The organism is Streptomyces sp. NBC_00878 (genome assembly GCF_026341515.1).
Classification (GTDB): domain Bacteria; phylum Actinomycetota; class Actinomycetes; order Streptomycetales; family Streptomycetaceae; genus Streptomyces.
On sequence record NZ_JAPEOK010000001.1, the window covers coordinates 9,675,849 to 9,687,264 of the forward strand.

Sequence of the window (11,416 nt, forward strand, 5' to 3'; positions counted from 1 at the left end):
ACGTGGCCATCGAAGAGCTGCCGGCTGTAGACGTTCATATGCACCCTTGGCGCAGTGCGCATTTGCTGGAACTCGATCCCGAAGGGTTCGAGGACCGCACAACGATGATGGGAATGTGTCAACTGACATCGGGGCGGGGATCTGACCTGCTCAGCCGCATCGAGGCGTTCACGGAGTCGACTCCGTTCGCGCTGAAACTGCGACGGGATCTCGCCCGGCTGTTCGGCGTCGAGCCGACTCGTCAGGCGGTCGCTCGTGCGCGCATGAGCGCGTTCAGTGCGGATCCGGCCGCATACGTGGGCTCGCTCCTCTCTGATGCGAACATCGCCGGCGTCTTCTACGACGAGGGCTACCCTCAGCCCACGATGTCCTTCGAAGAGTTTCAGGCCGAGTGCCCGACGACACGTTTCCGTGTGGCTCGTCTGGAGCCGTGGGTCGATCAGATTCGCGGGTCTGTCGCGGATTTCGACGAGCTGGCGCACCTGTTCTCCGACAAGGTGCGTGAGGCGCTCGCAGACGAGAACCTCGTCGCGTTCAAGTCGGTGATTGCTTATCGGACCGGCCTCGACATCGGCAACCCCGACCTGGACACCTGCCGGTCAGCGTTCACCGGCTGGAAGAACGACGGCTTCCGGGAAAGCCGTGAATTCTCCAAGCCGATTCGGGATCGGCTCCTGCGCAAGGCGTTCGACCTCGCGTCCGACCGTCGCGTCCCGATTCACATCCACTCCGGTGGCGGCGATCCGGACGTACTCCTCAAGTACGCCCGCCCGGCCAACATCTTCGACCTTCTGACCGACTACTCGTCGCACCCGGTCGTCCTCATTCACGCCGGCAACCCGTGGATCGAAGAAGCAGCCTACTTGGCGTCAATTCTCCCAGAGGTCTACATCGACACGTCGGTGATGGTGCCGTGGCATTCGCTCGCCATCGACCAGAAGCTGGAAGTGCTCCTCGGTGTGGCACCGCCCGCCAAGATCATGTACGGATCTGACGAAGCGAGTGAACCTGAGGTGCTTTGGCAGTCGGCACATATCATGCGCGCATCATTGCGCCGAGTTCTGGACAAGGCGGTCAAGGACGGCTGGTTCACGGACGACGACAGCGTGAACATCGCGCGCGGTGTCCTTGGTGAGAACGCTTTGACGCTGCACCGGGGGAAGATATGAGCTCGAAATCCGACGAGGCCGTACTCCTTGAGGCACAGCGGGTGCGAGACGCATCCGCTGACGCCATCGACGAGATCCTGGCCGATGTCGAGGACTGGGTGAACCACGACTCACCGACCTTCCACACAGACCTCGTCGACCAGCTGGCAGATCGGATTGCCGGCCGGGCCACGGACTACGGTCTGGAAGCAGAGCTGCTCGAAGGTACGGGCAACGGAAAGTACCTGCACGCGGCGCTCGATGGTCCCGGGTCGGCGAAGGTCGCACTGCTGTGTCACCACGACACCGTTTTCGCGCCTGGCACGGCCGCTGCTCGTCCGTACTCGCGGAAGGAGGGACGGATCTACGGGCCTGGCGTCTGCGACATGAAGGGTGGCATCGCGGTCGCTCTCCACGCGATGCGCTTCCTCGCATCCGGCCCGCGGCTCTTCGGGCGCGTGGAACTTGTCTCGGTGCCCGATGAGGAAGAGCGCGAGGGCAGGCCGGCCACGATCGACCGTCTGAAGGGGTTCGACGCGGTGCTCACCCTGGAGTGCGGGCGCGCCGACCACTCGATCGTCTCCTCTCGCAAGGGTGGTCGCTGGCTTGAGATCACCGCGCACGGACAGGCCTCGCACGCCGGCGTTGCACCAGTCGCCGGCCGCAACGCGGTGGGGGCTCTGGCCCGCGAGATTTCTCGACTTCATGCGCTGGACCAGGCTCGTGAGGGGCTGACCGTGAACCTGACCGCGTTGCACGGAGGCGCCTCGATCAACACGATCCCGGACGAGGCGACCATGACCTATGACATCCGAGGACTCACCGAGCGTGACCTTGAGTGGGTCGTCAACGAGATCACGAGGTATGCATCGCATGAGGGCATCACCTTCTCGGACCGGCTGATCGGCTGGACACCGCCGATGGAACGAACGGCGCCCGTCGAGCGACTTGCCGCGGCGACCATGGCCATTGGAAATCACCTGGGACTGAGCTTCGGCGAGGCGGCAACCGGAGGCGCGTCGGACGGCTCGTGGACCGCCCACGCCGGTCTGCCCACCCTTGACGGAATGGGCCCGACCGGCGATCTCGATCACACTGCCGACGAGTATGCCGAGGTCTCGACGTTCGCGCCGCGCGCGGGGATCCTCGCTGGACTCATCGCTGACATCAACAGGGGGCTGCTCAAGTAGGCCGCCGAGTCGCCCAGTTGGCGTCGCCGTCGGCGCGGAACGGCAGTCGGTCCGACAACGGCGCTCGGCCTTCGCTCCATCCGGCTCCGGGCTCTTCCCGCCCAGCCGCAGTTTCCCCGCCGCCGAGGCCATCAGGTAGGTGCCGGCGGACACGTAGGGCACCTGCCCGCCCAGCGTCCCCAACGCCCTGCCCGGCGAGGTCATCCCCGCCGACCTCGTGTCCTTCCCGCAGCGCACCGCCAACACCCAGGGCGGTCACGCCCGCGGAGCCTTCCCTCCCGGGCGCAGAACTCGCACAGCCAACCACACCAGATGAGGACCCTTCCATGAACATGCGTACCGGCCTTTTCACCAGTGCCACGGCCCTTGCCGTGGCGGGCACCCTGGTCCTCACAGGTTGCGGCAGTTCCACGAGCGACACGAACTCCGGTGCCGCGAGCCCGGGCACCTCGGGGAAGGCGGTCGGCGCCGACCCATCGCTGGCCGCGCTCGTCCCGGCCGACGTGAAGTCCAGCGGCAAGTTGATCATCGCCACCGACGCGGCCTACGCGCCGGTCGAGTTCAAGGACGACAAGGGCGTCATAGTCGGCTTTGACATCGACCTGGTTGTTGCGATCGCCGCGAAGCTGGGCCTGAAGGCCGACGTGCAGAACACCGACTTCACCTCCATCATCCCGGGCCTTGCTTCCAAGAAGTACCAACTCGGCATGAGCTCCTTCACGGACACCAAGGAGCGCGAGGCGACGGTCGACATGGTCACCTACTTCTCCGCCGGTACCTCGATCGCGGTGAAGAAGGGCAACCCGGACAAGATCGATCCGAACGACCTGTGCGGCAAAAAGGTCGCGGTCCAGACCGGCACCGTCCAGGCCGACGAGATCAAGGACAAGCGCAACCCTGACTGCGCCAGGGCGGGCAAGTCCACCATCCCGAACGACGGGGACAAGTTCACCCTGCAGACCGACGTCACCTCCGCCCTGGTGGCCGGCCGTGACCAGGCCATGCTGGCGGACTCCCCGGTCATCGACTACGCGGTCAAGCAGAGCGGTCAGCTGGAGAAGATCGGCAGCACCTACGACACCGCTCCGTACGGCGTGGTCGTCGCCAAGGGCTCCGACCTCACCAGGGCGGTGCAGGCCGCGGTCCAGGCGCTGATGGACGACGGCACCTACAAGCAGATCCTCGACAAGTGGGGCGTCGCGGCCGGCGCGCTCGACAAGTCCGAGGTCAACGCCGCCAAGAGCTGACCTCCGCCGAACCACACCCCGAAGGGCCCTGCCTAGTGAACCCCATAGCCCAGGGGGAGGTGAAGACGGGGCGGCCTGAAGCCACGAAGGCCGTCCCGGTCCGCCACCCCGGACGTTGGGCCGGAGTCACCGTCATCGCGGTCCTCGCGCTGATGCTGATCCACGCCCTCAAGTACAACCCCGCCTTCGAGTGGGACATCGTCGGCGCCACCATGCAGGACGAGACGATCATCCGCGGCATCTGGCGCACGCTCGAACTGACCGTGCTGTCCATGGTGATGGGCCTGGTCGGCGGCATCGTCCTGGCCGTGATGCGGCTGTCGCCCAACCCGGTGCTGTCCGGCACCGCCTGGGTCTACATCTGGATCTTCCGCGGCACCCCGGTCCTGGTACAGCTGGTCTTCTGGAACTTCCTCGCCGCGATCTGGCCGAAGCTGTCGATCGGCATTCCGTTCGGCCCGGCGTTCTGGTCGGCGAACACCAACGAGCTGATCCCGGTCTTCACCGCCGCGCTCCTCGCCCTGGGCCTGAACGAGGCCGCATACATGGCGGAGATCGTCCGCGGTGGCATCCAGTCGGTCGACGAGGGCCAGACCGAGGCCGCCCACGCCCTGGGTATGAGCCGCGCCGCCACCCTGCGCCGGATCGTGCTGCCGCAGGCGATGCGGGTGATCATCCCGCCGACCGGCAACGAGACCATCTCGATGCTGAAGACCACCTCGCTGGTCCAGGTCATCTCGCTGGCCGAACTGTTCACCGCCGGCCATGACATCTACTCCCGCACCTTCAAGACCATCCCGGTGCTGATCGCGGTCAGCATCTACTACCTGATCATGACGTCGATCCTCACCCTCGGTCAGTACTACATCGAGCGGCACTACGCCCGCGGCGCCAACCGCACGCTGCCGCCGACCCCCATCCAGCGGCTGCGCGGCCTGTTCGGCGGCCGGATCACCCCTCGGCCCACCTCCGGCGTGGTCCCCGGGACCGAGGAAGGCGGACACGTATGACCGAGCCGAGCAAGGCGCCGAGCGAGGTGACCAACGGCCACCCGATGGTCAAGGCCGTGGCCGTGCACAAGTCCTACGGCCTCATCGAGGTGCTCAAGGGCATCGACCTGGAGGTCAGGCAGGGCGAGGTGTTCGTCCTGGTCGGCCCGTCCGGGTCCGGCAAGTCCACCTTCCTGCGGTGCATCAACCACCTGGAGAAGGTCAACGGCGGCCGGCTGTGGGTCGACGGCGAACTGGTCGGCTACCGGCAGAGAGGCGACACCATCTACGAGCTCAAGGACCGCGAGGTCGCGCTCAAACGGCGCGACATCGGCATGGTCTTCCAGCGGTTCAACCTCTTCCCGCACATGACCGCGCTCGAGAACGTCATCGAGGCGCCTGTGCAGGTGAAAAAGGAAGGCCGTACGCAGGCCAGGGAGCGGGCGGCGGCCCTGCTGGAGCGGGTAGGGCTGGCCGACAAGGCCGGCACCTACCCTTCCCAGCTCTCCGGTGGCCAGCAGCAGCGGGTGGCGATCGCCCGGGCGCTGGCCATGAAGCCGAAGCTGATGCTCTTCGACGAGCCGACCTCCGCCCTCGACCCGGAGCTGGTCGGCGAGGTCCTCGACGTCATGCGGGGCCTCGCCGAGGAGGGCATGACGATGATCGTCGTCACGCACGAGATGGGCTTCGCCCGCGAGGTCGGTGACGCCCTGGTCTTCATGGACGGCGGTGTCGTCGTGGAGTCCGGCCACCCCCGAGACGTGATCACCGACCCCCAACACGAACGCACCAGGGCCTTCCTCTCCAAGGTCCTCTAAGGGCCCGTAAAGAATCAACACGTTGCTTCACGGTCTCACTGTCGTTGGTGTGGTATGCGCATACCGAGCGAGGTTCGTGACCAACTTGCCCTGAGATTCGGGGTGTTGTTCCCTCATCTGAATGAGCGGCAGCAGCGGCTGGCGCTGGCCGCCGAGGCCCGGCTGCTGGGGCACGGCGGGGTCCGGGCCGTCGCGCGTGCCGCGGGGGTGAGCGAGACGACGGTGCGGAAGGGGGTCTTCGAGCTGGAGGGCGGCGAGGGCCCGTTGCCCGATGGCCGGGTCCGCCGGGACGGCGGCGGTCGCAAGAACGCCGAGGAGCTTGACCCGCTGCTGGTTCCGGCATTGCTGGCGCTGGTCGAGCCGGACGAGCGGGGCGATCCGATGTCGCCGCTACGGTGGACGACGAAGTCGCTGCGGTCTCTGGCCGGGGAGCTCACCCGGCAGGGCCATGCCACGTCGGCGCCGACCGTGGGCAGGCTGCTGCGGGAGAACGGTTTCAGCCTGCAGGCCAATGCCAAGACTCTTGAGGGCGCTCAGCACCCCGACCGGGACACGCAGTTCCGGTACATCAACGACCAGGTCAAGGACCATCAGGCGGGTGGCGAGCCGGTGGTCAGCGTGGACACGAAAAAGAAGGAAGTCGTCGGGGAGTTCAAGAATGCCGGACGCGAGTGGCGGCCGGCCGGTGATCCGGTGCGGGTCGACGTCCATGACTTCCCCGGTGACGCACTGGGCAAGGCCCTGCCTTACGGCATCTACGATCTGGCGGCGAACACCGGCTGGGTCAGCGTCGGTACCGATCATGACACCGCGGCCTTCGCGGTCGAATCGATCCGCCGCTGGTGGAGCGGGCAAGGGCGCTTCGACTACCCGCGGGCCACCCGGCTCCTGATCACCGCCGATGCCGGCGGTTCTAACGGCTACCGCACCCGCGCCTGGAAGACCGAACTCGCATCATTCGCCGCCGAGACGGGCCTGGCCGTCACGGTCTGCCACATGCCTCCGGGCACATCGAAATGGAACCGGATCGAGCACCGGCTGTTCTCCGCGATCACGATGAACTGGCGCGGCCGCCCGCTGACCAGCTACGAAGTCATCGTGCAGACCATCACCGCGACCACCACACACACCGGCCTGAGCGTCCACGCCGAACTGGACCCCGGCAGCTACCCCACCGGGGTGAAGGTCAGCGACGTCGAGCTGAACGCGGTGCCGCTGACCGGCCATGCCTTCCACGGGGAATGGAACTACACCGTGCACCCCCGGACCGCCGAGTCGGCGCACTCCGACAGCCCTGCCGCCGGCCTCGACCGCGGGGCACTGTCGCACCCCGCCCTGACCGGCATGACCAGCACCGCACTGACCGCGCTGGCCGAGGCCCTGGCGACCGAATGGCAGGCGCTGCACGCACCGGACCGCACCACCCGGCGCGACGGCGGCGAACGGCGCCGGGCCCCGGGCGGCGGCCGCAGGGCCAAACTGGACCTGGCCGACCGAGTCCTGGCCACTGTGCTGCAACAGCACCTCGCCCTGCCGCCCACCGTGCTCGCCCGCCTGTTCACCGTCAGCAAGGACACCATCCGCGAGGCCACCGGCGAGATCAGACACCTCATGGACCAGCACGGACACACCCATGGCCCCGCAGCGGCACACCTGACCACCCTCACCGGCCTCTTCGTCTACGCCGCGACACACGGCGCCGCCCTCATACCACAGGCAAAACCCTCACCTTGATTCTTTACGGGCCCTTAGCTCTGTGTCGAGAATGGCGCCTGACGGGCATCTTCCCTGGTCAGGCGCCATTTTTCCTGTGCCTAGAAGAAGCCCAGCTTCTTCGCCGAGTACGACACCAGTAGATTCTTCGTCTCATGGTGGCCCATGCGCCGCACCGTCGTTGACCAGCAGGAATACTGCCTGTAGCCGCCGTCGGCGGGGCGGTCGGCCCGGGAATGGGCCGGATCTTGATCCTCAGACCCGATGCCTTTGGCTTTCGCCGCTGCCAGGCCCGTGATCCAGCCGGAACCGAAAACAGTGCGGCCCTCGCCCGACATGTCGTGAACCTCTCCACCGAGTCGGGCCACACCATTTTGAGGCACCATCGGGCGCGGGTGCCGTCCGACGAGGCGCCGACCGCTGCCGTGCGCCGGCTGGGGCATCGTGCCGAGGTCCGCGGCGGGCCTCCTCCCGGGGCGTACGCGTGCGGTGTGCGGAATTCGCCCAGCTCCACCTGGCCGATGTGGGGTCCGCCTCCGGGTGCCCCGGGGACGCGGGCCTGTTGTGACTTCTCCCACCTGCTCTTGCCGGGGAGAGGAACGCTTACCTACGTTCGGTCGCATGTCCCCCGATGGCCGCGCCCTTCCTGGCGAACCAGCCGAACCCGCTGCAGCGAGCAGGCCCGCGGCGGACCGACCTGGCGCCCTCCCCTTGGTCGGCCTGGACGTCGACCTGAGCTCACACGAACTGCTCCGGCGCGCTCATGTCCTGGACGCTCTCGGCCCCGACTGGGACCCCGTTGCCGCACTACGCGGCGAGGAAGCGGCGTATGAGCTGCTCTATTCCGGACTCAGCGCGGAGCAGCAGCGTGTGTACGACGAGCTGGTGTCGGCCGGTGTGCTTCCGCAGGGAGGGGGCGGCCATGCTGCCGCTTGACCCGCAGGCCGATGTCGGGCGTCGCGCCTGGGTGGCCTGCCCGAACTGCGACGACCGTCGCGGGTGCGCCACCTGCGAGCAGGGGCGCACCTGCTCCGAGCACTGGCGCTACCTGCTGTCCAGCGTCGGCAGTCTGCTCCACCTGCAGTGCCGGTCGTGCACCCACATCTGGACACACGAGACCCATTTTGGTGCCACCCGCTCCCCGTGGGAGCGCATCACCAGCGGCCTGCGACGACGGTGATCATTCACAACGGCTGACTCGCTGAGCCGGGTCGTCGGTGTCGCCGCGGTCCAGGGCCGGTAAGGCCGGACGGCGGATCGGCGCCCGCTTTCGGATGACCTGACCGTCTGCCGTCGGGGACGGCAGACAGCCCTGGCCGAGGATCGCGGTCGGCGGCCATCGCTGCCTGCCGTTCGTCCGCCCGGAGGCAGCCGTGCACATCCTGCTCCTAGCCAGCGCGTTCAACAGCCTCACCCAGCGTGCCCACGCCGAGCTGCGCGACCATGGCCACACCGTGGCGGTGGAACTAGCCCTGCCCGGCAGCCCCTTGTCGGAAGCCGTGCGACTGCATGCACCGCAGCTCATCGTGGCGCCGATGCTGAAGACGGCGATTCCCGAGGAGGTGTGGACGGCGCACACGTGTCTCGTCGTCCATCCGGGGCCCGTGGGCGACCGCGGACCGTCCTCCCTGGACTGGGCGATTCACGAGGGCGTCGACCAGTGGGGCGTCACCGTCCTGCAGGCCGATGGGGAGATGGACGCCGGTGACGTGTGGGCCTCCGTACCGTGCCGGGTCCCTCAGGTGCCCAAGAGCGAGCTGTACCGAGGCGAGATCGCCGACGCAGCGCTCGAGGCCGTCATGCTCGCGGTGGAGCGCTTCGCCGGGGGAACCCACGTACCGCGCAAGCAGGATGCGGCACGCACGGCGGGCGCCCCCCTACGTCTGCGTCCGTACCTCGACCAGAGCGTACGGCGGATCGATTGGGCCGAGGACTCCACACGCGATGTCCTGCGCAAGCTGAGAGCGGCGGACTCGCAGCCCGGTGTGCTGGATGTGCTGCTCGGCGGTGAGTGGTATCTGCACGGCGGTCATCCCGAGAGCGTGTTGCGCGGCCGCCCGGGCGAGCTGCTGGCCACCCGCGCCGGGGCGGTCTGCCGGGCCACCAAGGACGGCGCCGTGTGGATCCCCGAACTGCGGTCCCGGCGCGAGCCGGGGCAGCCGCCCACGTTCAAACTGCCTGCCGTGCGGGCCCTGGGCGACCGGCTGCCGCCGCTGCCCGAGCACGCCCTGCCCCTGTTGCCCGAAGTGCGGCACCGTACCTGGACGGACATCCGCTACCGGGAGGATGGGAACGTGGGCTTCCTCTCGTTCTCCTTCCCCGGCGGCGCCATGAGCACGGAGCAGTCCCGACGTCTGCTGGACGCCTACCGGGAAGCGTGCGCGCGGCCCACATCGGTGCTGGTGCTGGGCGGCGAACGGGACTTCTTCTCCAACGGGATCCACCTGGGCGTCATCGAGGCCGCAGCCGACCCCGCCGCCGAGTCCTGGGCGAACATCAACGCCATCGACGATCTGGTCGAGGCGGTCCTGACGACGACGGACCGGCTGGTGGTCTCGGCGGTCGCGGGCAACGCCGCGGCGGGCGGGGTGATGCTCGCCCTGGCGGCCGACGAGGTGTGGTGCCGCTCGGGCGCCGTGCTGAACCCTCACTACCGTCTGATGGGCCTGTACGGCTCGGAGTACTGGACGCACACCCTGCCGCGCAGGGTGGGTCCCGCGACGGCCGAACGGCTCATGCGTGAGGCTCTGCCGGTGAGCTCGGCGAGCGCACTGCGCCTCGGGCTCGTCGACCGGGTGGTCGACTGCGGTCCCGATGAGTTCGCGCGGGAGGTCGGCGGCCTGGCGGCACGTCTGGCGTCACTTCCGGCGACTGCGTCACGGATCACCGCGAAGAAGACGGAGCTCGACCGGCTGGAGAGTGCGACCCCGCTGGCCGGCTTCCGTGAGCAGGAGCTGGCCCGGATGCGCCGGACCTTCGACGACCCGGACGCCCCGTACCACGCTGTGCGGCGTTCTTTCGTCCACAAGGAGCGGCCGGCGTGCACCCCGCCGCACCTCGGTCCGGCCGCGGTTGCGCAAACCGGTCCGACCCCCTCCGCCGCCGATGTCACCGGAACGGCCCTCGACGGTGTCCCATCACGGCCGAAGGGCTGATACGAAGAAGGACGAAGGTCGAAATGCAGGCTTTCATTCCTTACCTCCCCAGGAGGCGGTCCCATGACTGAGGCGGCGCCCGGCACGGTCAGCGCTGTGGACGCAGGCGGCTCGCCCGCCGACGAGACACCCACGATCCACATTCTCTGGATCAACGCGGGGCTGAGCTGCGACGGAGACTCGGTCGCGCTGACGGCGGCCATGCAGCCCAGCATCGAGGAGATCGTGCTCGGTGTGCTGCCGGGTCTTCCGAAGATCGCCGTCCACTGGCCGCTCATCGACTTCGAGTGCGGTCCGGTCGGCGGTGCGGACACGTTCATCGAGTGGTTCTTCAAGGGGGAGCGGGGCGAGATCGACCCGTTCGTCCTGGTCGTCGAGGGCTCCGTCCCCAACGAGGCGATCAAGCCCGAGGGCTATTGGTGCGGCTTCGGCGACGACCCGGAGACCGGCCAGCCGATCACCACCAGCGAGTGGATCGACCGGCTCGCCCCGAAGGCACTGGCGGTCGTCGCCATCGGCACCTGCGCCACCTACGGCGGCATCCACGCCATGGCGGGCAACCCGACCGGCGCGATGGGCGTGCCGGACTACCTCGGCTGGGACTGGAAGTCCCACGCCGGGATCCCCATCGTGTGCGTCCCCGGCTGTCCGATCCAGCCTGACAACTTCTCCGAGACGCTCACCTATCTGCTCTACCAGGCGGCCGGCTCCGCCCCGATGATCCCGCTGGACGACAAGCTGCGCCCCACCTGGCTGTTCGGGGCCACCGTGCACGAGGGCTGCGACCGCGCGGGCTACTACGAGCAGGGCCAGTTCGCGATGTCGTACGACTCGCCGACGTGCCTGGTCAAGCTCGGCTGCTGGGGCCCGGTCGTCAAGTGCAACGTGCCCAAGCGCGGCTGGATGAACGGGATCGGCGGCTGCCCGAACGTCGGCGGCATCTGCATCGCCTGCACCATGCCCGGGTTTCCCGACAAGTTCATGCCGTTCATGGACGAGCCCCCCGGCGCCAAGCTGTCCAGCAACGCCAGCGGGGCGTACGGCGCCGTGGTCCGCAAGCTGCGGTCGATCACCGCCAGGACGGTGGACAAGGAGCCCAAGTGGCGCCGCACCGGAGAGAAGATCATCACCGGCTACCGGCCCCCGTGGTGAGCAT

Annotated in this window: 10 protein-coding genes and 1 pseudogene; 10 read left to right on the top strand and 1 reads right to left on the bottom strand. The window is 68.1% G+C overall.

Features of this window, described 5'->3' with window-relative positions; translation table 11 throughout:
* Window positions 1-2: 2 nt before the first annotated feature.
* The 6 genes and pseudogenes from OHA11_RS42080 to OHA11_RS42105 all read left to right on the top strand — a co-directional run bounded on the left by OHA11_RS42080 (window position 3) and on the right by OHA11_RS42105 (window position 7,144).
* Window positions 3-1,169 carry an amidohydrolase family protein gene (locus OHA11_RS42080; RefSeq protein WP_266505901.1) on the top strand — a complete coding sequence of 389 codons (1,167 nt, stop codon included), beginning with the start codon at window positions 3-5 and terminating at the stop codon, window positions 1,167-1,169.
* On the top strand, window positions 1,166-2,338 hold the full coding sequence (locus OHA11_RS42085) for a M20/M25/M40 family metallo-hydrolase (RefSeq protein WP_266505904.1): 1,173 nt from the start codon (window positions 1,166-1,168) through the stop codon (window positions 2,336-2,338). The genes OHA11_RS42080 and OHA11_RS42085 overlap by 4 nt, the downstream gene beginning before the upstream one ends.
* Before the next feature lie 326 nt (window positions 2,339-2,664).
* Window positions 2,665-3,585, top strand: coding sequence for an ABC transporter substrate-binding protein (locus tag OHA11_RS42090; RefSeq protein WP_266505907.1), 921 nt, complete (start codon window positions 2,665-2,667; stop codon window positions 3,583-3,585).
* A gap of 35 nt (window positions 3,586-3,620) precedes the next feature.
* Window positions 3,621-4,595, top strand: a complete 975-nt coding sequence (locus tag OHA11_RS42095; RefSeq protein WP_266505910.1) for an amino acid ABC transporter permease — start codon at window positions 3,621-3,623, stop codon at window positions 4,593-4,595.
* A complete protein-coding gene (locus OHA11_RS42100) occupies window positions 4,592-5,392 on the top strand; it encodes an amino acid ABC transporter ATP-binding protein (protein ID WP_323186733.1) in 801 nt (266 codons plus the stop codon). Before OHA11_RS42095 ends, OHA11_RS42100 begins: the two co-directional genes overlap by 4 nt.
* 54 nt (window positions 5,393-5,446) lie before the next feature.
* A pseudogene (locus OHA11_RS42105) lies at window positions 5,447-7,144 on the top strand (ISAzo13 family transposase).
* 62 nt (window positions 7,145-7,206) lie between these two features.
* Here OHA11_RS42105 and OHA11_RS42110 read toward each other — a convergent pair.
* A complete protein-coding gene (locus OHA11_RS42110; protein ID WP_266505913.1) occupies window positions 7,207-7,443 on the bottom strand; it encodes a hypothetical protein in 237 nt (78 codons plus the stop codon).
* A 283-nt stretch (window positions 7,444-7,726) separates the two neighbouring features.
* On the opposite strand from OHA11_RS42110, the gene OHA11_RS42115 reads away from it, so the two are divergent.
* The 4 genes from OHA11_RS42115 (at window position 7,727) to OHA11_RS42130 (ending at window position 11,412) form a co-directional block, all read left to right on the top strand.
* The gene (locus tag OHA11_RS42115; RefSeq protein ID WP_266505915.1) at window positions 7,727-8,041 is read left to right on the top strand and encodes a DUF6400 family protein; all 315 of its coding nucleotides are present in this window, start codon (window positions 7,727-7,729) and stop codon (window positions 8,039-8,041) included.
* Window positions 8,028-8,285 carry a hypothetical protein gene (locus OHA11_RS42120; protein WP_266505918.1) on the top strand — a complete coding sequence of 86 codons (258 nt, stop codon included), beginning with the start codon at window positions 8,028-8,030 and terminating at the stop codon, window positions 8,283-8,285. The genes OHA11_RS42115 and OHA11_RS42120 overlap by 14 nt, the downstream gene beginning before the upstream one ends.
* Before the next feature lie 193 nt (window positions 8,286-8,478).
* Complete coding sequence (locus OHA11_RS42125; protein ID WP_266505921.1) at window positions 8,479-10,260, top strand: enoyl-CoA hydratase-related protein; 1,782 nt, start codon at window positions 8,479-8,481, stop codon at window positions 10,258-10,260.
* Window positions 10,261-10,323: 63 nt separating this feature from the next.
* Window positions 10,324-11,412 carry a hydrogenase expression protein HypE gene (locus OHA11_RS42130; protein ID WP_266505923.1) on the top strand — a complete coding sequence of 363 codons (1,089 nt, stop codon included), beginning with the start codon at window positions 10,324-10,326 and terminating at the stop codon, window positions 11,410-11,412.
* Window positions 11,413-11,416 lie beyond the last annotated feature (4 nt).

What these genes read in the sequence shown, in the direction of transcription:
- OHA11_RS42085 (WP_266505904.1), top strand. Translation starts at nt 1,166, where the DNA reads ATGAGCTCGAAATCCGACGAGGCCGTACTCCTTGAGGCACAGCGGGTG.
- OHA11_RS42090 (WP_266505907.1), top strand. Translation starts at nt 2,665, where the DNA reads ATGAACATGCGTACCGGCCTTTTCACCAGTGCCACGGCCCTTGCCGTG.
- OHA11_RS42100 (WP_323186733.1), top strand. Translation starts at nt 4,592, where the DNA reads ATGACCGAGCCGAGCAAGGCGCCGAGCGAGGTGACCAACGGCCACCCG.
- OHA11_RS42110 (WP_266505913.1), bottom strand. Translation starts at nt 7,443, where the DNA reads ATGTCGGGCGAGGGCCGCACTGTTTTCGGTTCCGGCTGGATCACGGGC.
- OHA11_RS42115 (WP_266505915.1), top strand. Translation starts at nt 7,727, where the DNA reads ATGTCCCCCGATGGCCGCGCCCTTCCTGGCGAACCAGCCGAACCCGCT.
- OHA11_RS42120 (WP_266505918.1), top strand. Translation starts at nt 8,028, where the DNA reads ATGCTGCCGCTTGACCCGCAGGCCGATGTCGGGCGTCGCGCCTGGGTG.
- OHA11_RS42130 (WP_266505923.1), top strand. Translation starts at nt 10,324, where the DNA reads ATGACTGAGGCGGCGCCCGGCACGGTCAGCGCTGTGGACGCAGGCGGC.